This is a genomic window from Allorhodopirellula heiligendammensis (assembly GCF_007860105.1).
In the GTDB taxonomy this organism is placed as follows: Bacteria; Planctomycetota; Planctomycetia; order Pirellulales; family Pirellulaceae; genus Rhodopirellula; species Rhodopirellula heiligendammensis.
The window spans coordinates 496,874-521,083 of sequence record NZ_SJPU01000001.1 but is presented as its reverse complement, the minus strand read 5'-3'; the positions used below and the strand labels follow the sequence as shown (position 1 = coordinate 521,083).

The window sequence follows — 24,210 nt, the reverse complement described above, 5'->3', positions numbered from 1 at the left end:
ACGCAATCATTGGTGGATGGATTCCAAGCCGGCAGTCGCCATGTTTTGTAAAAGTCCAACGAAGTTGTTGTTGAGAGGGTAAGAACGTCCGTTTCAGCGGTTGCTGATCGTTGACTGGCCCCTTCGTCTACAAGAGACTCCGGCGCCGTTCACTAGCCGGTCGCCCGACATCGCTACCTTAGGCTCCTCATGTATTCCCAGCAGGCAGTTGAACCTTTTGTTGTGATCGGCCAACGAAGGTTTTGAATCAGACGGTTCTTTTGCAAAGATGTATTCCGATTCGTCAGTTGGTCGATCAAGAAACGCTGGTGGGAGTCGAACCCACTTAAACCGGGTTGCAGCCGGCCGCCTAGCCATCTGGCTCCAGCGTTTTGTCGCTCGCGGGTTTGCCGCGAGCGTGTTCTTTCAGTCGTCGTCCCTAAAAGTAGTCGTCGCGATTGACGCCATCACAGACGCCCCGATCGTAGGCAGCAGCGTTTGAATCGCTGACCGCTGCCACATGGGCATAGGTCGTTGCGACCGAGCTTTTCCTTGAGTTGCTTGCCTTGGATGATTCGGACTCCGCGTTTGACTTTCGTTTCCGACGGGTAGCCTTTACGACGTTTGCTCATCGGCTCGAAAGCATTGGGCGTTGTCGTCGTCATACAGATGTTCGTATCGCATCGTTCTGCTCCGGTTTGAGTGTGAAGGTGTTGATGTGGGTAAAGACCAATCGGCGAAGGTACAACTCAGATGGTTCACATTTTCAAGATGTAATCCGAGTCTGCAGTCGATCAGTCAGTGCTCTCGCCAGGAATCGAACCTGGTCTACGACCTTCGCAAAGTCGCGTGCTATTCCGGCACACTCCGAGAACATTTTGAGTAACCCGCCCAGGAATCGAACCTGGTCCGACAGTTTCGAAGACTGCCATGCTGTCCAGCACACCCGCGAGTCATTTGGTTGTTTTCTTCATTCATAGTCACAAGAGCCGACGACTGGGTTCGCACCAGCATGGGGCACGCCCAAAAAGGATTACAGCCAAGAGCGGTGCCTTTCTACATCGAGCCACGTCGGCTGGCGTTGTCGCATCAGTAGCCCGACCAGGAATCGAACCCGGAACTTCTGGTTAGAAGCCAGAGATGATGTCCGTTTCACCATCGAGCCATTTCAAACAAGCGGAAGGTGAGGGAGTCGAACCTTAAAAATCACGACCGTTTGAAATTCGCCGCTTTGCCGGTTTGCGTACCGCGCCGTTGTCAGTAGCTCAGGTGGGACTCGATCCCACAGCATCCCTGGTTCTAAGCCAAGGTGGTCTGCCAATTGCCTACCGAGCCGTCAGTGGAGCACCGGGGAATCGAACCCCGATTTTCTGCTTGCAAAGCAGACGTCTTCCCGTTGGACGAGCGCCCCATGAATGAAGTTAAAAGAGTGAAGGGTGAATAGTGAAAATGGTTCACTACCGTGGCTACCAGCCCAAATTGGGTTCGTTGTGGGGTTGCCCGCTGCAATGCAGACACGAAAAAAGGCTCAGGTGTCTGCGTGACACCGAGCCTTCATGAAGAAGTCGTTCGCTAATGAAAGCGAGTGTCACATCAGACGCGGATACGCCGGGGCATTATTAATATTCAACGGTTGCCCGCCGAACGCATTGCCTTCGTGTATCTGTTCGAGTCGACTGGATTGAATATTCAATTGTAAAAACATCAGAAAGCTCGTTACTCGCTTGTCCATGAATGTGACTTGTGTGTTCGGAGAAATAGACTCTCTCGTGGCCAGCTGGTTCGCCAAAAATGTCAGCTTCCGCAAAAAACATTTTGGCCGACGATGCCTCGCACGAACATGAAACACCGCTCAGGCTCGAAAGTACTCATTGGACGCGAAAAAACATCAGTCGCGAGGTGCTAGGAAACGCAAGTGATGAGCTGCATGTGCTGAGTGAATTTGCTCAATCCTCTCACGCGGTAATCGCCCAAACGCTGGATGCGGAGCATAGGCACCAAAGTGAGCGTAGAACCGAGCCACGCTCGCAGCAAAAGCCTCAACTTCTCGAACGTCATCCAGTTCCGCCGGCGGAACGAACATCGAAGCTGTACGAATTCCGCGAGGTGAATCACCGCTAAGAACTTTCGGCAAGAGAATCCGTCGCATCACAGGGCGCAAAAACGCAAACAGCGACATCCACTTCGGATAACCATCTACGCTCGGATCTTGCACGAGTACCAGATGGCGGCAGATTTGCCCGAGCGACCAATTGCCACTGCGGTTGTAGCCGCTCCTCAGAAGAGACCTCGCCTCGTCAACCGCCGCGTTCAGATCATCGAAGTGTAGTTCACGCAGTTGTTCCATGCGGTTAGTTTAACGCGATAGAGCATTGTTGAAACCGTAGTTGCAAGCTTTGTTGATGCAGAGCCAACCCTCGATTCGAAACTCGTTATGAACTCAATCGAAAAGTTTCTCGCCGCGAAAACCTACGCCGTCGCCGGCGCCTCGGCCCGCACACACAAGTACGGTTACAAGGTCTTCAAGGCCCTCCTTGCCGCCGGCCGCGAGACGTATCCGCTGAACCCGATCACGGAAGAAATCGAAGGCCACAAGGCATATCCGAAAATCGCTGATCTTCCCATCGTCCCCGAAGCACTGTCGATCATCACGCCACCAGAAGTCACACGTCAAGTCATTGCCGATGCGATCGCAGCCGGCGTGAAGCACATCTGGATGCAGCCAGGGGCGGAACACGAGCAGGCCAGTGAATCGGCACGTGAAGCCGGCATCAACGTCATCGACGACGGCAGTTGCATTCTCGTGCTATTGGCCCGCCAGTCGTGACGCAAGCCGAAGTGAAGATTCGCAACGCCATGGAGCAGGATCGCGATTCGATTCTAGCGATCCACATGAATGCCTTTGGCGCGGGCGATGGAGAAGTGATCGCCAAGCTCGTCGATGAGATGCTCGATGACGATTCCGGCGAGCCGATGCTATCGCTCATCGCTGAAACGGACGGCGAAGTTGTTGGGCACCTACTCTTTACGTCCGCGAGTATCGAACCGGAGCATGGCCAAGTCAGTGCAAGGATTCTCGCACCGCTGGCGATTGTGCAAAATCGACAACGTCAGGGGATTGGCGGTCGTTTGATCGAAACCGGGTTACGCCTGTTGGAGGAATCTGGCGTCGACCTCGTCTTCGTTCTGGGCTATCCCGACTACTATTCCCGATTCGGGTTCCTGCCCGCAGGTGTCCAGGGTGTCCAAGCAGCTTACCCAATCGCACCTCAAAACGCAGACGCGTGGATGGTGACGGAGCTGACGCCCGGAACGATCGAAAATTGCGGGGGAACCGTTCGCTGCTCAAAAGCCTTGGACCATCCGAAATACTGGATTGAGTGATCGGGCGTCTGTTTTTTCCTCCATAAGCATTGACTCGCAGGCATATAGCTGTACTATACAGCTACATGCCCCGTCCGCGACTGAATCGAGTGATATGCCCACTTTAGAAAAACGCAGCGTTCGACTCCCGCGTCTCGCCTTCGTCGTGCGGATACTCTTCGCGTTGTTCCTTGTCGGAACCGGGATCATGACGATGGGTTTCGGCATGAATGGGTACCCGGTGGGCGATCCGCCAACTGAGCTCGATCAATTCATGCTCGCGCTTGAGAAAACTGGCTACCTGATTTTTTGGGTTGGCTTGCTCAAAACGGTCGCTGGCGGGCTGATGTTCTTCCCGCGGACAACGCCACTCGCGATCCTGATGGCGCTTCCCTATGCGTTCAATATCTTGCTGTACGTCATTTTCTTTGCTCATCAATACCTTGTCGTCGGGCTTCCCGATTTCGGAGCCTGTGCTCTGCTGATTTACTGCTACTTCGACTGGTATCGGCCGATCTTTGCTGGGCCTACGACCGGCCCGATCCAGGATTCTTCCGGAGGCGACCATGCACTTCGATTCTGAATCCTCGCCCGGATTCGCGATCGGGCGTGTCGCCTATTTGATTCGTTCGGGAATGGCTGCGGTGCTGAAGAGTGCTGGTTGGCCGTTTTCGCCAGAGGAAACGCAAACATTGATCACTTTGTTGGATGCCGGCCAGCCGCTGAGCATGAACGAGCTGGCGTCACTAATGATTCGTGATCCAACGACCGTGAAACGCCAGTTGGATCGACTCGTTGAACAGAAGTTTGTCGAGCGGACCGAATCGAGTGAAGACGCTCGGATCGTGATGGTCGGCTTAACTCGCCGAGGCGAGCAAAAACTTCAAACCGTCCTGCCGCTGTTAGACGACTTGCGAAAAACCACATTGAAGGGCATCTCGAAGTCGGAGCTGAAAGCAACGCAAAACGTTCTGCGAAAGATGCAGAAAAACTTAACTAAACACATTTCAAAGGAATAGTCTTATGAAAAAGCTTTTCGCTACTCTCTGCCTCTTGATGGTAACGGTCGCTGGTGTTGCCAGCGGACAAACGCAGGTCGAGCCCGACACGGCACTTCGGATGCTCAATGCTCAGCAGCAACAGTTCGAGAAGGGAGTTGTCAGAGTTGCGGACAACGTTTACACCGCGGTTGGGTTCCACGGAGCGAACACCTCAATGATCGTCGGAACGGACGGCGTGATTATCGTCGATACTCTTTTCGGTCCAACCAGTGCGTCCAAAGCGGCTGAAGCTTTTCGGCAATACAGCGACAAGCCGGTCAAGGCGATCATCTACACTCACAGCCATGGCGATCACATTGGTGGAGCCAGTGCTTTTGTCGGCGATGAGAAACCGGACATCTATGGCACGGAGACCTTTGGTTCGGCCGAGGGCGTCAACAAAGCGGTTGATCCGGTAACGCAGAAGCGAAATATTCGCCAGTTCGGACGGAAGCTCTCGTCGTCGGAGATTACCAACCGCGGTGTTGCACCGGCGGGTACCGACGATGGCGACCGCGGCAAAGGATTCCTTCCACCGACCGTTACCGTTCCCAGCAGCGGACTCAAAACGACGATCGCGGGTGTCGAAATCGAATTCCACATCGGCCCAGGGGAAACCGACGATGCGATGTTTATCTGGCTCCCGAAGGAGAAGGTGTTGCTGGCGGGCGACAATTTCTACAGCTCCTTTCCAAACCTGTACGCGATTCGGGGCACGGCCTATCGCGACGTGCTGAATTGGTCCGAAAGCGTTGGGAAGATGGCCGCGCTGAAACCACACGTTGTCGTTCCTGGCCACACGATGCCGATCCAAGGACAGGAAGCGGCGACGACGGCACTGAAGGATTACAGCGAAGCGATTCGCAGTGTGTACGACCAAACGGTGCGAGGCATCAACGCCGGCAAAGGTCCCGACCAACTCGCTCACGAAGTCAAGTTGCCAGAGCATTTGAAAGACAAACCGTACCTCATCGAGTTCTATGGATCGGTTCCTCATGCAGTGCGAGCGATCTATGCGGGGCTGCTTGGATGGTACGACGGCAATCCGACGACGTTGAATCCGTTGAATCCGTTGGAACCCAAGGTCAAGGCGCAAAAGATTGCCAAGCTGGCGGGTGGCATAAATAAGCTAACCGAACAGATGAACGCCGCACTGGCGAATCAAGATTACCAATGGGCACTTGAGCTTTCGGAACATTTGAAATGGCTGGATGATGGAGATCGAAAGCTGGCCCGCACGGTGAAAATCGAGGCGCTGCGAGAATTGGCGGCACGCGAGTACAACGCGCCTAACCGAAACTACTATTTGAGCTATGCCAACGAGCTTGAATCCGGACAGTTGAGCGAGTTGTGGTTTTAGTCACTCTTTGTTCAAAGTGACTGGGGCTTCCAGTCGCAGTTCCCAGTGAATGCTACCGCTGGAAGCCCCCGCCACGTTCGATCTTCCCCCTTCCCCTGAAAGAATCCAAGATGATTCAACGATACTTTTCAATCACACTTCTGCTTCTAACAACCCCGCTGTTCGCACAAGACAACGCCGCGACTCGAAAGCTGGTCAACGCAACCGCACGCAACTATTCCCTCACCGTCGCTCGCGAAGTTCGTGAGGAGCCGAAACCAGCAGCGGAACAGGAGCAAAGCGGGCTCAATGAATTGCCTGCTGGTTCCAATGCCGGTCGAGCAACCAAGGTGTCGACAAACTCGGGAAACGCAAAAGTTTCGTTGGGCCAGGAAGCAAGTTCCGCAAAGGTCAAAGAGTCGTTTCCAAAAGAAAAATCGTTGAACGCAACGACCAGCATGATGCAATTGCAGCTCTATGCAATCTTCACCACGTTGACCAATGGGATTGCTCCCATGATGGACGTTCTGGAGGAACACCTCGACTACCAGAGAAAGATCGAAAAGAACGGGATACTTTTTGGTGCGGGCCCGTTCTGGACATCGGACGAAAAGTTTTGCGAAGGCGAGGAAATGATCATCGTGCGCGCAGACGATACTACGGAGGCCCGAAAAATTGCTGATGCCGATCCGATGCACGCGAAGGGAGCGCGGTCGTATGTCGTGCGACCATGGTTGCTGAACGAGGGACGTCTAACGATCCATTGGAATCTGTCGTCTCGCAAAGCTGAACTGAACTAAGCAACACACGACGATTGAATGTCGTCCGCTACGATTCGCGAAACTAAAACGAAAACATCATCCGGAACAAGATAATGAAACAACGACTATTACTTGGAACCCCCCAACAAGTTTCACTCGGCATGCTTGGCTTACGCATTGCCTTTGGCTGCTTCATGCTTGTCCATGGCATTCAAAAGTTGATGGGCTTTACGGCGATGGCTGAAAGCTTCCCTGATCCGCTAGGAATGGGACATCAGCTAAGCCTTCTCTGCGCCATCGGTGCCGAAGTCGGTTGCTCGGTACTATTGATCCTTGGACTTGGCACACGATTCGCCGTTTTGAACCTTGCGTTCACAATGTGTGTTGCACTCTTCTTGGTTCACGGCAGTGACCCATGGAAGGTAAAAGAACTGGCAGCGGTCTACCTCGCTGTGTATGCCGTGATCTTTGTCACAGGGCCCGGTGAGTTCTCGCTGGATCAGAAGCTCTTTGGAACGCAGGAGTCCGATGCTGTTTGATGGGTGGCATCATCTACACCTGATACAACCCTATTCTGCACACACCAACGGTCGACTGACATGAATGAAACAACCAAAAAAACTGCAATCGTCACCGGTTCGTCGCGTGGGATCGGGGCAGCCGTCGCCAAGCGTCTGGCCAGAGATGGGTTCAACGTCCTCGTCAATTATTCTGGCAGTAAGGATCCCGCGAGCGAGGTCGTGAACACAATCGAGACCGAAGGCGGTCATGCCATCGCAGTCCAGGCGGACGTTTCCGATTCCGCCGCGGTCAAACGGATGTTCGACAGCGCCGAGGCAGCTTACGGTGGTGTCGATGTGCTGGTGAATAACGCCGGCATCATGAAACTGGCTTCGATCGCGGACTGCGACGACGCGATCTTTGACGCTCAGGTTGCTGTGAACTTTCGAGGCACATTCAACGGCATGCGCGAGGCTGGAATTCGCCTGCGGGATGGCGGGCGGATCATCAATTTCTCCACCACGGTCGTCGGGATGAAGTTTGAAACATACGGCGTGTATGCGGGCATCAAAGCCGCCATCGAAACGATGACGGCGATCATGGCGAAGGAAATGCGCGGACGAAACATCACGGTCAACGCAGTCGCTCCCGGACCGACGGGCACCGCATTGTTCCTAGAAGGCAAGTCCGATGAGTTAGTCGAGAAGTTGTCGAAAGCGTCGCCGCTTGAACGATTGGGGACTCCCGAAGACATTGCCAATGTTGTGGCCTTTCTCGCTGGGCCGGATGGAGCTTGGGTCAACGGTCAGACCCTGCGCGCCAATGGCGGCATGGTCTGAGTGCGATCGTTCAAGATGCCCCCGGTTTGAGTGAAAACTTGAATCCATCCGATACCTCCAGAAGCAGAGATTCAACCCATGGCTAGTCGCACCACGATGGAACTGGAAGTGATTCGTTCCGCACCGATCACCGAGCATATGCTGCGCGTCACGTTAGGTGGCGATGCCCTTTCGGCATTCCCCGTTGACCAGGAAAGCGCCTATTTGAAGCTGCTAATTCCTCAACGCGATGGCCAGAAGCCACTTCTGAGAACCTATACGGTAAGGCATCAGCGACCAACCGAGATTGATATCGACTTCGTCTTGCATGACTCGCCGGGTCCGGCGTCAACCTGGGCGATCGACGCTCAGCCAGGAGACCGCATTACAGTCGCCGGACCGGGGCCTAAAAAACTAATCAACCATTCCGCCGATTGGTTTCTGCTGGCGGGAGACATGACCGCACTTCCCGCGATCAGCGTCCACCTCAGTCAACTGCCGGAGGACGCTGTCGGCTACGCTGTAATTGAAGTTCCCAGTCGTGCCGACATCCAAAAACTGACGCATCCGCGAAACATTGAACTGCACTGGGAGATCAACTCACGCCCCAAGGTCGATGGTTTGTTCCTTGCTTCCAAGATTCGAGCATTGCCCTGGTTGGAAGGACAACCCGCCGTCTGGGCCGCCTGTGAATTCAATAGCATGCGTGTGCTGAGGACCTTCTTGCAAGAGCATAACAATCTTCCGAAAACACACCTCTATCTATCGAGCTATTGGAAGCTTGGTCAATCCGATGAGGGTCACAAAAAGGCCAAACGACTAGACAGCGAACAAGTTGGCGGAACCAGGTAGGGCCAACGACTTGCCGAGCCAGTCTTCAATTAAGCGATGCGTCATAAAGGGACCAGTGAGATTTACGCGACGAAACAAGAAACCACTCAGAAAGGAAAGGCGAACGCCGCGCGAGTACGCGTTTGGCTCGATCTCTGCATGTTTGTCGGCATGGTACTGGTGCTCGCGCCGCAGGCGACTGGAATCACGGTCCATGAGTGGGCGAGCTTCCTGATCATCATTCCATTTTTCCTGCATCTAATCTTCGCTTGGCAGTGGATTGTCAACACGACTCGACGCTTTTTCAATCCGACTCCCGGTCACGCTCGTTTCAATTATGTGCTGGACTGGATGCTGTTTTTCCTGTTTGTGACGGCGACTTTTTCAGGAGTGGTCATTTCGGAAGCGGCGTTGCCAGCACTGGGAATTCGTTTCACGATTGACCCATTTTGGTCCGCTATCCATGACATCAGTGCCAACCTTCTGATGCTCGTGATTGGAATCCATTTAGCGATGCACTGGAAATGGATTGCGACCAATGTCAAAAAGTATGTTTTGCACCGACTTAGACAATCTAGCGCCGCGGAAGGAGTTGATCCGTAATGCCAGCGTTACGCGAGACCATTCGGCCAATCCTGTTCATCGTGGTCGCTGCTTCCATCGTCGTGTTACTAATCGCACCACTCTATCAGACTCAGTGGGCGGCGGGAATGAGGGCGGGGGCCGCGTCCGATGTTGGCGAGGGGGTGAAAGGAAGTGATCCCAGTGGGGCAATCCGGTTCATTGGTCCCCTGCTGAAAATTGCGATTTTAATGGGCGTGCCGGCTCTGGTGACGCTTGGAATCCGACGATTGATCCGCCGATTTTTTCGAAGAGCAACTCAGCAGTAATGGAATCCTCACACAGCAGAATAAGATGAGAGCTGTTGCACTCACTCGATACTTGCCAATCGACGATCCGAAGTCGTTGCTCGATGTTGAATTGGACAAGCCCAAGCCAACGGGCAGCGATCAGTTGGTAGCTTACCCTCGTCGACCACGCACAAATCTATGAGTAGGAAGAATTCAATGACAAAAATTGCCGTCACTGCCGCCAGCGGAAACTTGGGCGGATCAATTGTCCACGCCGCCGTTGAAATCGTCGGCAAAGAGAACGTTATCGGACTTGCACGCACTCCTAGCAAAGCCGAATCGCTCGGTGTCGAAGTACGCCAGGGCGACTACACGTTGCGCGATCAATTGCGGGAATCACTTCGCGGTATCGACGCATTGTTACTCGTTTCTGGAATGGACGCTCCCACGAAGCGTATTGGTCAACATCGCAACGTCATCGAAGCTGCCAAGGAGGCGGGTGTTAGCAAGATTGTCTACACCAGCATTCAAGGCGCAGAAGAAGGCACTGCGTTCTCACCTGTTGTCCAAAGTAATCGCCAGGCGGAAGAAGACGTTCGCGACAGCGGCCTTCAGTGGGTGATCGGTCGCAACGGTATCTATATTGAACCAGATGTCGAGTACATCGAGACCTACAAACAACGTGGTGAGATTGCAAACTGCGCTGGTGACGCAAAGTGCGGCTACACAACTCGCGGCGAACTGGCCTTTGCCTACGCCCGCATGTTGACGGAATCGAAGCACGACGGCCAGACGTACAATCTGCACGGCGAAGCGATCACACAGCGAAAGTTGGCCGAGTACTTGAACGACGCGTATGGTACGGAGCTGAAATATCGCACCATGACAGTTGGCGAGTATCGCGAAGACCGCATTGCAGAACTCGGCGAGTTCCTCGGCACGGTAATTGCGGGCATCTATGAAGGCATCCGCAACGGAGCCGTGAATAACGAAAGCCATTTTTGCCTTGCTGCTGGTCGCAAGCACCAAGGCTGGAAAGCATACTTTGACCGACTCAAGGCTAACTCAGCACAAGAGTAGCACCGTCCGTGCCTGGGTATTTTCTCAACATTGATTTAACGGGACCGACACTATCAATACGCTCGAACAAAATCATGCCAGCGAGAACTTCTTTGCCGACGTCATCGAAGGACTTCAGAAACCGAAAAAAACGCTGCCTTGCAAATACTTCTATGATGGTGCCGGATCAAGACTGTTTGATGAGATCTGCGAACTCGACGAGTACTATCTGACGCGAACGGAACTCGCCATCACGAGTGAAAACGCAGACGCGATCGCACACCAAATTGATCGGCGTGTTATGCTGATTGAATTCGGCAGCGGCAGTTCGATCAAGACTCGAATTCTGCTGGATGCACTGATTGATCCGGTGGCCTACGTGCCAGTCGACGTTTCAGAAGAACATCTTTTGATGACAGCCGACGACTTGCGTTCAAGCTATCCTGGAAGGGTGCATTCCCCTAAAAAGGACGCTGAAGACAAGCGATTTACGGGATTAGGTCGCCAAGGCAGGAGAGTCTTCAATTTTGATGCTCATGTTTTCCGGTTCCCAGTCCCAGCTGTCATGGGCTTCGGTGCGACGGAACTCCGATAGGTCCGACATTGCTTGATCCCATTGATCAGGAACCACTTGGCTGCGTACTTGAAGCATCGACTCGGCATGTTCACTCTTCCAGAACATCGCATTGCTTTTGAGCCGTAGATTGATCACTCGACGGATACCGCTCTCGATCGCACCGCTTCCGCAAGGAAGACCAAGTTGTTTGAAGCGTACATACTTCAAACGCCCCGCTTCGCCGTGACGATGAAGATAAGAAATCTCAGTCGCAAGTGCTACGTTCGGTTTGTCGGTGCCTTGTAGTTCATTCAAGTCGTCAACGACCTGTTGCCATTGGCCGTTTCGAAGCTGGCTGCGGAGGTGACGATACAACGGGTTTCGTTCCTCGACGCTTAGGCCCAATGAAGCCAGTGCCTGCGAAATGTGATGCACTGCATGGCAGCAATCCAAGACTTCATAGGTCGGGACATCCTTCAGTCCGGCAAGCTGGATGATGCGGTCGATACGATCCCAGATCCAGGGAGCACCATCGGCGACGAACGTCACACTGAGGGCTTCCGCCGCACCAAGCCGATGAAGATGCATTGCCACCACCTCGGCGATCGCATCAGGACCAAGCAGCGTCCCGTCGATGGTTGCTTTGGTTTTCTTGACCATCTTGCCATGCTCGTCATGGATGAAGATCGTCATCAGCTTCGGCTCACGCCAATCCGCCGAAAACGTTCGACGTGGCGTGCTCTTGGAACGTCCTGGTGCGTTACCAGTCAGCAAGCCGTTTTCATCGGTTGGTTCAATGACAGTGGATTTTAGCTTCATTTCGCCACGAATTTTCATTCGCCCGCCGTCGATTTGCACCGACACGCGTTTGCCCGATAGTTCGCCGGACGCTTTGAGTTGCTTGCTCCGCAACAGTGCAATGCGGTGTCGTCGCAATGCCAATAATCCTGCACCGCACTGATAGGTGATTCGCTTGACTGTCTTGATGTCGAGATCAATCCCCTCACGAGTTAGCTCCTTGTGAGCAAACGCGATCGAAGGACACAACGCCATTTGACGGGCCACCTTGCTTTGCAACCCGGGCGAGACGCCTTTGCCAAATCCGAACTGCGATAAAGTAATGTCTAGCCCGACCCGCGGCGCGTCGTCTTTACGAAAGCGTTTCTTCTTGGGAGCGCAGTACAAGGTGACCGCCCAAACGATCATGCCCCCGAGTAGTTGAACGGCGACGGAGCGCTCGCGACCCTTCTGAAGCGGACGAGAAAATTCTCTCCTGGTTTGTTCAGCCGCCTCCAAAACCTTGCCCTCTTTGATAGTCGCCGCCATCAAGCCAGCAACCAGCAAGTCGGCTCCGCGAGCGTACGCCCGATGCACCCTGCGTTCGATGGATTCCAGGTCGCCTGGGCAGTTGATCAGTTGCTGTGTCCATTGCACTGCGTCGACACTGATCTGAGAAGTAAAGCGAAGAATCATTTCTTGATTTGATTCGATCAATTTGCCATGCGATCCATCCACGGTCATTCCCTCCATTAGGTCACCAGCATCCTTGCCACGAGTTAGAATTGATCCATCAAAGCGATCAATTCTAACCTCGGGAAATCAGGCGAAAACGGGGCAAAGACGAATGCAATTTGCTAGCAAACATGTCCGTAGAATGGGAATGCACCCTCCACGCACGCAAACGAGGGTTTCGAGTGAACGCTAAGCTACGACGAAAAGCCAAAGAACGCAAGCGAAAAATGCGACGTCGAATCGTTAAGTTCGAGGGGCCTTGGTCGTCGCCAATGATCACACCGCCTGCCATCAGTTACGAACTCGCCGACAAGCAGCAAGATCTGAGGTGGTGACCTGATCCCAGGCGCGCTCAGAGCTTAGGATGGCCGCTCTAGGAGATTGTCAGAATGAGCAAGAAGCCCCTCAAAGACACCATCAAGTCACGACGTCAGTTCACCGTTCAATTTAAGAACGATGCGGTTCAGATGTTGCTCGACGGTCATACCGCGAGTTCAATCGTCGAACGGCTCGGCCTGACAGGTACAAACTTGTTGTACCGATGGAAGCGAGAGCAGTTGCGGCAAAGCGGTCCAGTTGCTTCGTCGCTCGACAGCCGAGTGAGAGACCTTGAAACCGAGCTGAAGAGAGTCGAGCGAGAACGTGACATTTTAAAAAAAGCCTTATCTATTTTCAGCCGAAGCGATTGAATGATCGACTTGTCGCGGCGGCAGAAGTGATTGATTCGACGAATGCATCAGCCACCGAGGTCTGTCAGGTTCTGTCGCTCTCACGAAGCTCGTTTTACGGATTCCAAAAGGCGACTGAACTAGATGAATCAACGCGAGCAGAAGAGCTTTGCCCGATAATCATCGACATCTTCTGGAAGCATCGGCGACGCTATGGATCCCGACGTATCACCAGTGAATTAGCTGACCGCGGCATCATCGTTTGCCGAAGAACGGTTGCGGAATCGATGAAAATGCAGAATTTAAAGGCGATTCAGCCCAAGTCGTTTCAGCCAAAGACCACTGACAGTCGGCACCGGCTGGGGTACAGCCCAAACTTACTCCTGGATTCTTTCGAACTCAACGCGGTCAACAGACTGTGGGTCGCTGACATTACGCACGTCCCACTCGCAGATCGCCGCTTCGCCTACTTGTCCATGATCATGGATCGATTTTCAAGACGACTCATCGGATGGAAAATGGATGTAACAATGACCGAGCAACTGGTCATTGGAAGTCTGAAGGATGCGATTATGATTCGACAGCCTGGCGGTGAATTGATCCACCATAGCGATCGCGGTGGCCAGTACGCCAGCATCCGCTTTCGCCAAATCCTCAAGCGGTCATCGATTCGACAGAGCATGAGTCGCGCTGGCGACTGCTATGACAACGCAGTCATGAAAAGTTGCTTTGGAACAATCAAGACTGAACTCGAGATGACCGAATACGAGACTGTAGCTGAAGGCGAGTGCGAACTCGGAAGTTACTTCAGCTATTACAACCAAGATCGGAAGCACTCGAGCCTTGGTTACCAAACACCCAACCAGTTTGAATCCACTCACCCAGGTCGAGAATAAGCCCTGAGCGCGCCCGGGATCAGGTCACCACCTCAATCGCAGCGGGCGGCATCGGTGCGATGCTGCAGCTCACCAAGCAACGACACCACAAGAGGGACACGACACCACAAGAGGGACACAGCACTTTTGCGAAGAATTTGACTCCATCCATGCAGGGGGATAGGCTGATTCTGAAGGCTGGCGGCAAAGTTCTTGAGAATGCGAGGTGGGTGATGTCCCGAATGGCACGCTGTGAAATCTTTGATCCCGATGAGGTGGCCATCGCCCATGTGTACACTCGCGTGTGTCGGAGGTGCTTTCTGTTGGGAGACGATCCGTTCTCCGGTAAGAACTTCGACCACAGAAAGGTCTGGATCGAGGAGCATTTGCGACAATTCGCTTCCTTTTTTGGGATCGACTTGCTTGGCTTTTCGATTTTGTCAGACCATTTTCATCTTATCTTGCGCTCGCGCCCCGACGTCGTCGCAACGTGGAGTGATGAGGAAGTGGCACGGCGGTGGTTGATGCTGTGCCCCCACCGCCGCACAGCTGATGGTTCACCGATGACACCGGCTGATCCCGAGATCAAGTCCATCGCCGGGTGTCCTGTCAAACGCGCGGAAATCCGCCAGCGTCTGAGTAGTTTCAGTTGGTGGATGCGGTTGCTGTGCCAACGGGTGGCGACACGGGCAAATCGCGAGGACGAGCAGACCGGCCGATTTTTCCAAGATCGATACCACGCTACACGATTGGCCGATGAAGCCTCGCTGCTGGCCTGTGCGGCGTACGTGGATCTCAATCCAATCCGTGCAGCGATTGCGGAAACGCTGGAGCAGAGCGATCACACCTCGGTACAACGCAGGATCGAAGCGTTGGTAGAGGAAGCCGCTGTTGCTAGGGAGCCTTGCAGTGAGGCAAACGGCGGGGAGGCTGATGACGCGCGGAGCCGCCGGTCGACAATTCGTGGCGATGCGTTTCTTTCGCCAGTATCGATTGACGAGCAGTTCGACCCGGTGGGGCCGTGTGAGAGTGCATCGGGAAAACGCTGTAGCGACAAAGGGTTCTTGGCCATGCGGGCAGCGGATTACCTGGAGCTATTAGACTGGACGGCCCGGCAAACCGTCCCCGGTAAGCATCGCACCGCTACGGGTGTGCCGCCCATTCTGGTGCGGCTTGGCCTGGACAGGGCGACTTGGTGTGAACTGGTCAAGGACTTCGGACGGTTGTTCTGCAGCGTGGCGGGTCGTCCTGGGTGTGTGGACTCGATGCGCTGTCACCGGACCCACCGCCGCTACCACCTTCGTCGCCGGGCCCGCGAGTTACTGACGACGAGCGGGTAGCGAATCTTGCTGACATTGGTGTGCACATATCCGGTTGCAGGAACCGATGAAGATGGGGTGCGCACCGATGTCGCTTTGCTGAGACAAAGTCCTGGCTCAAGCTGTCACGGGCCGGCCCCAATGGCACAGCAGTCATCCCAAATTGCGATCGAGTTCATGTGGGGCAACGGCGGCTAGCCTGACAAAGTGCTGTGTCCCCGAGCTTCGCCGTCCGATCAGGTGGGCCCGTGTGAGAGTGCATCGGGAAAACGCTGTAGCGACAAAGGATTCTTGGCCATGCGGGCTGCGGATTACTTGGAGCTTCTAGACTGGACGGCCCGGCAAACCGTCCCTGGTAAGCATCGCACCGCTGCGGGTGTGCCGCCCATTCTGGTGCGGCTTGGCCTGGACAGGGCGACTTGGTGTGAACTGGTGAAGGACTTCGGACGGTTGTTCTGCAGCGTGGCGGGTCGTCCTGAGTGTGTGGACTCGATGCGCTGTCACCGGACCGACCGCCGCTACCACCTTCGTCGCCGGGCTCGCGAGCTGCTGACGACGAGCGGGTAGCGAATCTTGCTGACATTGGTGTGCACATATCCGGTTGCAGGAACCGATGAAGATGGGGTGCGCACCGATGTCGCTTTGCTGAGACAAAGTCCTGGCTCAAGCTGTCACGGGCCGGCCCCAATGGCACAGCAGTCATCCCAAATTGCGATCGAGCTCATGTGGGGCAACGGCGGCTAGCCTGACAAAGTGCTGTGTCCCCGAGCTTTCGGTGTCCCCGAGCTTTCGGCGATGAACTTGAAACGTCCCACGATCTGATGTGGATCGTGCTGTCGGCAACTTCCCGGTTGGTCCGAGATCGACCCGGTCGCGAAGAGCCTCGCGAGCTCAAACGCCGAAATCAATCAAAATATCCCAAGATGAAAAAACCTCGCCCCAGCCGAGCCAAGCGGATCACGGTCGAGCCCGTGAAACCGGAAGAAAAGCCCTAAGTCCACGCCATTCGAGTTTGCTTCCGCTTCTGCCGGCGAAACGATCCTACCACAGCTGCATCAGCATGACAAAGATTTCGGACGCCACCGACATGCCTTGAAAATCCCGCACACCTGGCTCACCGCTGCGAAACCCACGATAAACCCGGATGGACCGAACAAAGCCCTTGAACATCGGCTCGTACCTCGCGATGTCAAAGGCTTACTGGTTATTTGCATGCCGGACGATAAAGCATGGAACACTTGCCGTTCAGTGCATCGTAGGCCCAGAGCTCGTTATCGCCCTTGCGAACCAAAATGGTCCGTTCATCAAGCCAACTTGGATATGCAAATGCTTCAGTCGCAATCAGTGATGAAATCCGAGTGTCTGGATTGTACACCATCAGGCGTACTGGGCCTTTTTCGCGTTTTCCTGCGACGGAGTCAAGATAGCAGATGCCAGCTTTGTTCCAATCAAAGTTTACAAAGTCTTGGAAGTAGTAGTCGCACTTAAAGCCCCGAGCGGTAGCTCCAGATTCGATCTCGAAAAGACGAAAGTTGTCGCCGTACTGGAAGCCAAGGTGTAAATCATCTGGTGATACGATCAAGTGCGATGGATAGTGAATGTCGGTTTCGATTGCGGAAAACAGGATCATTTCAATCATTGAGTTCAAATCATACCGTGCAATCGCAAGCCCGCCATTTCCGCTGTCCTTGAGGTAATAGATACAGTTACTGTTAGGACCCCAGCACCAGTGATACGCATTTATTTCGGGATGCACTTCCGTTTCTTGCGCTGTCTGCAGGTGCTGGATTTTCAGTGAACTGCCGCCCGTCGTCGTGTTGGAAAAGATATATCCGATGTACTGAAGCTCAGGACTAGCTCGTGGCCTGTCGACATATCCTGGTGAAATTTGTGCCGCTTGGGATGAACGCAAATTAAGTGATTTCAAAGAACCAAAGAGCCCAGGAAATCGGTCACGTTCAGCTTTGGAAACGAAGATCAAGTTCGATTCGCTTGATCCCCAGGTCATTGGATATGGGTCGAAGCCGACTTCAGCTTGCGTGTGCTTGATCCTACCATTCGTACGCGATAGTACCGACAACTGGCAGCTGATCGTATCAGAGTCAACTCCTGATGACGCTCCTGCGCCTTGTCCGCCGCGGATGGCCACAAAAGCGACCTTGTCGCCTGACGGCGAAGCAACAGGGTGGACTACAGTCATGATCGGGAAAACTGGTTCGCGGTGCTGCCAAGCGGCGAGAGCAAACGCGATCGCGGCGATCGATACCACGAATGACAATTGAAGCAAAGAAGAGCGTTTTAACATTGAATGTAGGGTCGAGTTTCTGGCAGTAAGCTCCATCGTCAACTACGCCGGACGAAAATCAAATAACGTCCGGCATCACCGAGCGGGGAGGGTAAAGTTGTCCATTCCAACTTCGGCCGCAAGCGCCGCTCCGTGTGAATGCCATGGTTATCCGAAATTCTCAATTCGCATCAATTCAAAGTCAATCTCGGATATGCGACGAGTGTCAGGGCTAGGATTGTCAAGCATCGCTGAACGCCAAGATCGGAGCGCAGACAAATGATCATTGCACGCAGCGTGTCCGATAAACGAAGAAGCGACAGTCCAGTCGAGACGCACTAGCATACGATACGCCGTTCCACGACAGGTCGCGACGTTAACATCGTCGCTTGGTGGCTCTTCGGCCAACAGCTCGATCAAGCGATCCATCACAGCCTGTGGCGGAATGCCGATGTCTGCGAGCCCCCAAGTGCCAATTGCTCGAATCTTGGCGACCGGGATCCGCGTTACACCAACAATCCAATTGAGTACATCGCGGTGCAATGGATCGGAGTCGTCGAATCCAGCGGCATTCAATACAGTGCCTAGTCCTCGCGTTCCACCTTGAAACAATCGATCCTCCCACATGTCGAGATCAGATGTCAGGTCAAGTTCTTTGCAACGCTGAAGTGTCAATTCAACGTAAGGCATTCCGTCGCCACCCGTACCAGCGAGGAATGTGGCAGCAGTCGCTTGAGATCGGCGATCAGATTGTTTTAGCAGGCGAGAAAAGTCCATAGCTCGATCGGATAACGGCGGACATCACGCGGGACGGGCGCACGATGTGCAAGCAGACCAAAAAACGCGACTCCCGTCCATTTCATGGTTCTCTCGAAAAATGCACGGACCATGCCATCTCCAACTCATCTAAGCAGGTGTCGTCGATGATCGCCTCATTATACAGAAATGAAGCGACATAGAAACCAAAACGCTCGCACACCGACGGACTTTCTACCTTTGCGTCATCGAAACGGACTTCGCAATTCCAAAACGGGACAGGTTCTAACTTTCGGAAGCTCGTCGATTCGGAACGACCTAGAGAAGCTATTACGTTGGCTCCAGCGGCACACCTGGCGATCGCATCAAAACCAACGAGCGATTCGCAACCAACGACGGCGTTGATCGCAGCCGAAGCATCAGATCGCCGCAACCTGGCGTTCGTAACACCCGGCAAGAGGATCAGGAGCTGACTGATGCGTTGGGTGCTCTTGGGGTCGGTCATTGCCTTCCAGACTTGTAGCCAATAGTTGAGAGAACGCGTAAAATCACCCGGTTGCGGCCAAGAGACTTTGATTTCAGGAAACGCCCGATCCGCAACTCGGGTGCATTTGTTTGTTCTGGGATTTATTGTTGTTGATGTTCAAACAGAACCGACCTTCCGCGAGGTTCAACTGACCATCGCGTAGGAGTGCGTCGCCCTGCTGCCATGTCCGCAACATGCTGGCAGGAGTCGCCAGAGACGCATTTGTTTTCACGCAGTTCGTCGATGTGATGTTGAACGGTAAGAATCGGCAAGTCAGTTGAGTTTGCAATGTCAGTATCAATCGCCAAGTTGTGTGTGGACAGGAACTCAAGAATTCGTATGTGATCTTCGGAGAATGTCAAATGGTCAAGTTCTTTGAGCCTGGTTTCAAGATCCTCGATTCGTTGGCTGAGCACCTTTGTTTCTTCGTGCAGATTTGTGTTCTCCGCTTCAAGCTCAGAACGGCGCTTCGTCGTTGCAATCAATTGATCTCGGAGCAGCGCGATTTGATCGCCGCGAATCGCAGCCGAACCATGCTCATTGATGAGCTTCTCAAGAAGACTGAGCGGATTGAGCGATTTCATGTCCATGACCGTGAGTCCGTTGTATCCCAGAACGAGGTAATTATCGTCGGTTGGTGCGGCGGCGATGCGGCGATAAGTAGATCGTCGGGTGTTATCGCCGGTTGGACCTTCGGTTCCCTCGGTGACTAGTGGGGCGTTATCGCCGGTTCGAGGGAATGTTGTCGCCGGTTGGCGTCTGTCGAGTATCTGGGGACCGGATTGCTGGGTCAAGCAAAAGTTTGTGCAAATTCTCGGCCAGAGAACGGACCTGGTGCGTCAACCTACGAAGAATCAGCTCGGAAATGCGGGCGTGATGCGGTACGGTGGGCAGGTCAGAGCCCGCGCTGGGAACACGCGTGACTGGCATCAAAAACGGTCGTGGATGAGGGCGGTGGACCTCTTGATTCCCCGCCGTCACTCCTTCGACTTCCCTTTGTCCGCATTCGGCTCGGGAGTTGGCTTGGGGGTGAATGCCTCTTCCAATGCCGCTGGGCCGCCGACGACAGGCAGCGTCAAGTTGGTGGCGGGCAGATCGACCGTCAGTTTGGTGCCGGGATCGGGCCACAGGGTGAAGTCACGGTCACTCGCCATGATCAGCAGACCGATTTTTTGACCGGCGGGAATGATTTGATCATCGGGCTGCAAGTCGAACTTGATGTCGACGAATTCACCCGGAACGAGCGGTTTGCTTTCCCGGATGGACTCTGCGTTCTGAGGATCCGCCCACCCACGCGTGATCAGGTTGTCGTTGATATGGCCGCCACGGGCGCGGTCTGTCCACGGTAGCGACACCAGCCATACCGACAAATTGGTGGCCGGTCGATCGCACGCCAGCCGAATCTGGATCGAGGCGGTTCCTGACAGATGCACCGGTTTCGATAGTTCAGGTGAGACATAGATCAGCCGATGTTCCGTCCAATCCGCTTTGGCCAATGCCTCACCGTCAAACGAGAAATTGTCGACGAGTGTCTCGCGGCCATGCGACTCGTCCTCCGCCAACGACAACTTGCCCTGCTGCGGAGCACCGCCAGCGAGGTGCAGATCCACCGGGGCTGCATCGGGATTTGGATAATCCGCATAAGACGTTGGCTCATCGTGCTTCTTGCCCTCGCGGACGATCCAGGATTTCGGATCTTTCTCGACACCGTTATCCACACCGAAGAGATAGTGCGTGAACCAACGATTCATCATCTTCATGGGTGGCGGTCCGCCGTGTCCGTCTTGATGATAGTAAATCTGGACGGGCACGCCCTGTTTTTTGAGCGCCGCTGAAATTCGGTAGCTGTGCTCGGGGACCACGTTCCAATCGTTGAAGCCATGCGACATCAGTGTGGCGGCATGCACATGATCGAGTTGATTCAGATAGTCACGGCCCGCCCAGAAGTCGTTGTAGTCGCCGGACTCGCGATCAATGTTGGCTAACATCGTTTTTTCGCGGATGATGCAATCACAGTGTTCGCGAAGTTCGGGATTGCCGCTGTGAATGAAATCGTAGAGCACGTCGATGTCTTCGCCTAAATAGCCGCCCGGATGGCGGACCAAACCGTTCGAACGGTAATAGTGATAGTAAGATGTGTTGGGAGCAACGGGGATGATCGCTTCGAGTCCCTCGACTCCTGTCGTGGCGGCCGCCAGCGGCAAGGTGCCGTTGTACGACGTGCCCGTCATGCCGACTTTGCCGGTCGACCAATAGGCGGTCACTGGTTCATCGCCATCGGGCGTCGTGAATCCCTTTGCTCGGCCGCAAAGCCAATCGATGACGGCCTTGGGAGCGAGCGCTTCATTTTCTCCTCCCACCGTCGGGCACCCTTCGGACAAGCCCGTTCCCGGCGAAGATGAGTGGACGACGACGAACCCACGCGGCACCCACTCAGCGACGAGGTCTTTCGAGATGATCGGACGGACTCCCGAGCGTTCGAAGGGGCCGATCGTGGGTCTGGGGGTTGGTGTTGCGCCAAGTTCTTGTCTGGGCGACCACATCGAGTCGTCGGAATCGGGTGCGGTGCCGGCAAAGTAGGGGCTGGTTTCATAGATCACCGGCAGCTTCAGTCCCTCCGAGTCGGTTTGCCGGGGCCGGGTGACATCGACGTGCATGCGATCGGGTTTGCCGTCCTCGTCAGAGTCAAACTCGGTCTCCACCCACAGGTCATGCCGAATCCAATAATCCGAGTCGGAGAACCCAGGGACTTTGGCAGCCTCGCCATCGACAAATTTCGGTTTCGCTGGCGTTTTCTCTTTGTTGGATGCATCGGCAGCCACGAGTGGTGAACCGGCGAAACCGCAGGAGAGCAGAGCGAGAACGACGAGGCGGTGGTGGGCAGGTGTTCGCATGGAGGCCAATCGCAGGTGATATCCGTGTGATAGTTTTACAAGTCAACCGTGGCTGACGATTTCACCCAATGATAACTCACTTCGGCAGCCTCGGGAGGTGCTTTGGCATGAGGACAGTCTTGGTACGCGTGGGGATACACCACCTGGGGCGCGCCGCCTCCCCCTCGTGCTCAGCAGGCGGCGTCTGCGGTGCCACTGCGTCCCCAGGCAGGGGCCTGGTGTGGTGAACAATTGTTGGCGATATTTTTATTTTAGGCAGTGTTTTGTTGGATCCCTAGCAGGGGATGGTCGTCCCGAGCGTGCCGAAGAAAGGGGCCGGACGGGACGATGGTCCCATCCTACGTTCGTTCGAATCGTTCTCGGCGCTGGGCAGGAGGCTGGGGATGGGACCAGCGAGTTAAACACGATCAGTGATGGAATCGACGTCTGTTGGCAAAGTTGCGAGAAACGTTTCTTTCCCGGCGCGAAAGACGACAGATCAGCCGCCAAACATGGTGATAGCGGTGTCGACTTCCGGGACGGTGAGGCGATGCTCGCGGCGTGATGTTGGATCGACGCTGGAGTGTCGTAGTAGGCAGCTGTCGAGACTACCCAGGCCTCGGTGCCGCGTTTTTTCAAAGCGATCGATGTTGTGCTCGCGAAGCGTCTGCTCGATGGCGGCGGCATGTTCGGGGCTGGAGGCAACCGGCCACTGCGGCACGTCGAGCTGAGGTTGATCTGGGAGGCGAAATACAAACATTGGCGGCCGGACGACAATCACTCGACCTGCGCGAATTAAGTCGGGTGCGAAACGCCGAAAAAATGCCATCATCAAGACGCCACAGTGAATGCCGTCGGCGTCGGGGTCCATCAGCAAGACCAGTTTTTCGTAGACGCACGCTGCGGGGTCGGCTAGTTGCCGGTAGAGTTCGCCGGCGTCCATTGTGCCGCCGCGTCGACGGCCGAGCAGGGTTTCAAAGATCCGCTGGAAAATTTCGTTGTTGATCGCGGTCGCTCGTGAGGCTTTGGCCGCATTGAGTGGTTTTCCCTGCAGGGCCAAAATCGCTTGCTGTTGCGTGCATCGGACCTGATCGACCGACTTTGCGGCACTATCGCCTTCGACGATCAAGCACTCCGTCCCGGGCACGCTGATCCGGGGCTGCCCGGGGATGTCTGTGTGAATCTCACCGACAGCGGCACATGGATAGTGAACCGGCTGTTTTCCGTACGCGATCACACGAGATCTTTTAGATCGGAGATCAGTTCGCGCATCGATTGGTAGCGTTTTTCCGGTCGCTTTTGCAGGGCTTTGGCGACGATGTCATCAACGGCTTTGGGGATGTTGTATTGGGGCGAGCGTTCGCTCGGTGGTTCGATCTCGCGATGGCGGATGTTGTCAAAGGTTTCATCGATCGTTTTACCGCGGAAGGGTTCGCGGATCGCCATGACTTCGTACAACACGACACCCACGCTGAAGACATCGCTGCGTTCATCGATGGTGCGATTGCCGACAATTTGTTCGGGTGACATGTACAGAGGTGTGCCAGGCCGCTGCCCGCCGGCGGTGAGCGTTTGCATTTGGGGGGAGTCCATCTCCTCCCGCACCGCTTCGGGCCGAATCGCCAGAGAACTCTGTTGTAGGGGATGGTTGTCGTCCGGGTGTCCCCAGACCTTCGCGACACCCCAGTCCAGTAAGATCACCTCGCCAAAGTTTCCAACCCAAATATTCTCCGGTTTGACGTCGCGGTGAATCAGCCCGCGGGCATGGGCGTAGGCCAGGGCTTGGCAGGCGCCCTCGACGATCTCCAACCGCCAGGAAATCGGGTAGGCTTCGATTGCGGCAGCGTCACCGCGGGCGATGCGTTTGAGAATCTCGAACAGGTTTTCACCCGAAATCCGCTTCATCGTGAAATAGATGCCGTCCACATCGTCGTCGCCGATATCGTAGACGGGGACAGTATTGGGGTGCTGGAGTTGCGCTGTCACACGGGCTTCCCGCAACAAGCGACGTCGTTCGATTCGATCGAACTTCTTCTCGGGGAGCAATTTTTTGATCGCGACGGTCCGACCGGTCACTGGATCGAAGGCGGACTGCAATACCGCGGTAGCCCCCCGCGCCATCTCACGCAATCCGGTGTATCGTTTCAGCCCCGGCGGGACCGGCTTGGGCAGATCAGGATCGGTGCCTGATAGGATAATGGTAGGTTCGTTCATGGTATCCTCATTGTACCGTGTCGGAGCAAGCTCATGCGAGGACACGTTTTTCGCTACGCGTTCAATATCACCACAAGTAGAAAAC

General features: G+C 54.7%; 29 protein-coding genes and 6 tRNA genes. 18 read left to right on the top strand and 17 right to left on the bottom strand.

Annotated elements, in window-relative coordinates; translation table 11 throughout:
- Positions 1-300 precede the first annotated feature (300 nt).
- From Poly21_RS26945 to Poly21_RS01990, 9 genes are all read right to left on the bottom strand, one after another.
- Positions 301-371 (bottom strand) — tRNA-Cys (locus Poly21_RS26945).
- 75 nt (positions 372-446) lie between these two features.
- Positions 447-644: an SEC-C metal-binding domain-containing protein gene (locus Poly21_RS02010; RefSeq protein ID WP_146405361.1), complete on the bottom strand. Its 198-nt coding sequence runs from the start codon at positions 642-644 to the stop codon at positions 447-449.
- Between the two features lie 137 nt (positions 645-781).
- Positions 782-854 (bottom strand) — tRNA-Arg (locus tag Poly21_RS26940).
- A gap of 8 nt (positions 855-862) precedes the next feature.
- Positions 863-934 (bottom strand) — tRNA-Arg (locus Poly21_RS26935).
- A gap of 138 nt (positions 935-1,072) precedes the next feature.
- A tRNA-Arg gene (locus Poly21_RS02005) sits at positions 1,073-1,144 on the bottom strand.
- Positions 1,145-1,240: 96 nt separating this feature from the next.
- Positions 1,241-1,314: transfer RNA gene (locus tag Poly21_RS02000), tRNA-Leu, on the bottom strand.
- 5 nt (positions 1,315-1,319) lie between these two features.
- A tRNA-Ala gene (locus Poly21_RS01995) sits at positions 1,320-1,390 on the bottom strand.
- 177 nt (positions 1,391-1,567) lie between these two features.
- Positions 1,568-1,711 carry a hypothetical protein gene (locus tag Poly21_RS26930; protein ID WP_302117245.1) on the bottom strand — a complete coding sequence of 48 codons (144 nt, stop codon included), beginning with the start codon at positions 1,709-1,711 and terminating at the stop codon, positions 1,568-1,570.
- Positions 1,712-1,867: 156 nt separating this feature from the next.
- Positions 1,868-2,326, bottom strand: coding sequence for a DUF1569 domain-containing protein (locus Poly21_RS01990; RefSeq protein ID WP_146405360.1), 459 nt, complete (start codon positions 2,324-2,326; stop codon positions 1,868-1,870).
- An 87-nt stretch (positions 2,327-2,413) separates the two neighbouring features.
- On the opposite strand from Poly21_RS01990, the gene Poly21_RS01985 reads away from it, so the two are divergent.
- The 13 genes from Poly21_RS01985 to Poly21_RS26920 all read left to right on the top strand — a co-directional run bounded on the left by Poly21_RS01985 (position 2,414) and on the right by Poly21_RS26920 (position 11,137).
- Positions 2,414-2,806 carry a CoA-binding protein gene (locus Poly21_RS01985; protein WP_146405359.1) on the top strand — a complete coding sequence of 131 codons (393 nt, stop codon included), beginning with the start codon at positions 2,414-2,416 and terminating at the stop codon, positions 2,804-2,806.
- Entirely contained in the window at positions 2,803-3,363 is a 561-nt protein-coding gene (locus tag Poly21_RS01980; protein ID WP_146405358.1) for a GNAT family N-acetyltransferase, read from the top strand. The genes Poly21_RS01985 and Poly21_RS01980 overlap by 4 nt, the downstream gene beginning before the upstream one ends.
- A 94-nt stretch (positions 3,364-3,457) precedes the next feature.
- Positions 3,458-3,925 (top strand): hypothetical protein, encoded by a 468-nt coding sequence (locus tag Poly21_RS01975; protein ID WP_146405357.1) that lies wholly within the window; start codon positions 3,458-3,460, stop codon positions 3,923-3,925.
- On the top strand, positions 3,909-4,361 hold the full coding sequence (locus Poly21_RS01970; RefSeq protein ID WP_146405356.1) for a MarR family winged helix-turn-helix transcriptional regulator: 453 nt from the start codon (positions 3,909-3,911) through the stop codon (positions 4,359-4,361). Before Poly21_RS01975 ends, Poly21_RS01970 begins: the two co-directional genes overlap by 17 nt.
- A gap of 4 nt (positions 4,362-4,365) precedes the next feature.
- On the top strand, positions 4,366-5,742 hold the full coding sequence (locus Poly21_RS01965; RefSeq protein WP_146405355.1) for an alkyl/aryl-sulfatase: 1,377 nt from the start codon (positions 4,366-4,368) through the stop codon (positions 5,740-5,742).
- Between the two features lie 110 nt (positions 5,743-5,852).
- Positions 5,853-6,521, top strand: a complete 669-nt coding sequence (locus Poly21_RS26925) for a YciI family protein (protein WP_302117243.1) — start codon at positions 5,853-5,855, stop codon at positions 6,519-6,521.
- Between the two features lie 74 nt (positions 6,522-6,595).
- On the top strand, positions 6,596-7,021 hold the full coding sequence (locus tag Poly21_RS01955; RefSeq protein ID WP_011123285.1) for a DoxX family protein: 426 nt from the start codon (positions 6,596-6,598) through the stop codon (positions 7,019-7,021).
- Positions 7,022-7,081: 60 nt separating this feature from the next.
- Positions 7,082-7,822 carry an SDR family oxidoreductase gene (locus tag Poly21_RS01950; RefSeq protein ID WP_146405354.1) on the top strand — a complete coding sequence of 247 codons (741 nt, stop codon included), beginning with the start codon at positions 7,082-7,084 and terminating at the stop codon, positions 7,820-7,822.
- 78 nt (positions 7,823-7,900) lie between these two features.
- Entirely contained in the window at positions 7,901-8,653 is a 753-nt protein-coding gene (locus Poly21_RS01945) for a siderophore-interacting protein (RefSeq protein ID WP_011123287.1), read from the top strand.
- A 36-nt stretch (positions 8,654-8,689) separates the two neighbouring features.
- Entirely contained in the window at positions 8,690-9,235 is a 546-nt protein-coding gene (locus Poly21_RS01940; protein WP_011123288.1) for a DUF4405 domain-containing protein, read from the top strand.
- Positions 9,235-9,522: a hypothetical protein gene (locus tag Poly21_RS01935; RefSeq protein ID WP_146405353.1), complete on the top strand. Its 288-nt coding sequence runs from the start codon at positions 9,235-9,237 to the stop codon at positions 9,520-9,522. Before Poly21_RS01940 ends, Poly21_RS01935 begins: the two co-directional genes overlap by 1 nt.
- Before the next feature lie 177 nt (positions 9,523-9,699).
- Entirely contained in the window at positions 9,700-10,563 is an 864-nt protein-coding gene (locus Poly21_RS01930) for an SDR family oxidoreductase (RefSeq protein WP_146405352.1), read from the top strand.
- Between the two features lie 52 nt (positions 10,564-10,615).
- A complete protein-coding gene (locus Poly21_RS26920) occupies positions 10,616-11,137 on the top strand; it encodes an L-histidine N(alpha)-methyltransferase (RefSeq protein ID WP_367302540.1) in 522 nt (173 codons plus the stop codon).
- Here the strand turns inward: Poly21_RS26920 and Poly21_RS01925 are convergent.
- A complete protein-coding gene (locus Poly21_RS01925) occupies positions 11,039-12,613 on the bottom strand; it encodes a hypothetical protein (protein ID WP_302117237.1) in 1,575 nt (524 codons plus the stop codon). The two genes, Poly21_RS26920 and Poly21_RS01925, sit on opposite strands and share 99 nt — an antisense overlap.
- A 179-nt stretch (positions 12,614-12,792) precedes the next feature.
- Here Poly21_RS01925 and Poly21_RS26915 point away from each other — a divergent pair, with 179 nt between their 5' ends.
- From Poly21_RS26915 to Poly21_RS01905, 5 genes are all read left to right on the top strand, one after another.
- On the top strand, positions 12,793-12,945 hold the full coding sequence (locus tag Poly21_RS26915) for a hypothetical protein (protein WP_302117236.1): 153 nt from the start codon (positions 12,793-12,795) through the stop codon (positions 12,943-12,945).
- 54 nt (positions 12,946-12,999) lie between these two features.
- The gene (locus tag Poly21_RS01920) at positions 13,000-13,299 is read left to right on the top strand and encodes a transposase (RefSeq protein WP_302117234.1); all 300 of its coding nucleotides are present in this window, start codon (positions 13,000-13,002) and stop codon (positions 13,297-13,299) included.
- Positions 13,296-14,174: an IS3 family transposase gene (locus tag Poly21_RS01915; protein WP_302117232.1), complete on the top strand. Its 879-nt coding sequence runs from the start codon at positions 13,296-13,298 to the stop codon at positions 14,172-14,174. The genes Poly21_RS01920 and Poly21_RS01915 overlap by 4 nt, the downstream gene beginning before the upstream one ends.
- 212 nt (positions 14,175-14,386) lie before the next feature.
- A complete protein-coding gene (locus tag Poly21_RS01910) occupies positions 14,387-15,493 on the top strand; it encodes a hypothetical protein (protein ID WP_146406778.1) in 1,107 nt (368 codons plus the stop codon).
- Positions 15,494-15,679: 186 nt separating this feature from the next.
- Positions 15,680-16,039, top strand: a complete 360-nt coding sequence (locus tag Poly21_RS01905; protein WP_302117230.1) for a hypothetical protein — start codon at positions 15,680-15,682, stop codon at positions 16,037-16,039.
- 474 nt (positions 16,040-16,513) lie between these two features.
- On the opposite strand, the gene Poly21_RS26910 is transcribed toward Poly21_RS01905, so the two are convergent.
- From Poly21_RS26910 to Poly21_RS01875, 7 genes are all read right to left on the bottom strand, one after another.
- Positions 16,514-16,642, bottom strand: coding sequence for a hypothetical protein (locus tag Poly21_RS26910; RefSeq protein WP_302117228.1), 129 nt, complete (start codon positions 16,640-16,642; stop codon positions 16,514-16,516).
- Positions 16,643-16,676: 34 nt separating this feature from the next.
- Entirely contained in the window at positions 16,677-17,813 is a 1,137-nt protein-coding gene (locus Poly21_RS01900) for a hypothetical protein (RefSeq protein WP_146405349.1), read from the bottom strand.
- A 111-nt stretch (positions 17,814-17,924) separates the two neighbouring features.
- Positions 17,925-18,533: a hypothetical protein gene (locus Poly21_RS01895; protein WP_146405348.1), complete on the bottom strand. Its 609-nt coding sequence runs from the start codon at positions 18,531-18,533 to the stop codon at positions 17,925-17,927.
- A gap of 606 nt (positions 18,534-19,139) precedes the next feature.
- Positions 19,140-19,832 (bottom strand): hypothetical protein, encoded by a 693-nt coding sequence (locus tag Poly21_RS01890; RefSeq protein WP_146405347.1) that lies wholly within the window; start codon positions 19,830-19,832, stop codon positions 19,140-19,142.
- 183 nt (positions 19,833-20,015) lie between these two features.
- Positions 20,016-21,932, bottom strand: coding sequence for a Xaa-Pro dipeptidyl-peptidase (locus tag Poly21_RS01885; protein ID WP_146405346.1), 1,917 nt, complete (start codon positions 21,930-21,932; stop codon positions 20,016-20,018).
- A gap of 478 nt (positions 21,933-22,410) precedes the next feature.
- Complete coding sequence (locus Poly21_RS01880) at positions 22,411-23,148, bottom strand: toprim domain-containing protein (RefSeq protein WP_146405345.1); 738 nt, start codon at positions 23,146-23,148, stop codon at positions 22,411-22,413.
- The gene (locus tag Poly21_RS01875) at positions 23,145-24,125 is read right to left on the bottom strand and encodes a serine/threonine-protein kinase (RefSeq protein ID WP_146405344.1); all 981 of its coding nucleotides are present in this window, start codon (positions 24,123-24,125) and stop codon (positions 23,145-23,147) included. The genes Poly21_RS01880 and Poly21_RS01875 overlap by 4 nt, the downstream gene beginning before the upstream one ends.
- Between the last annotated feature and the right edge of the window lie 85 nt (positions 24,126-24,210).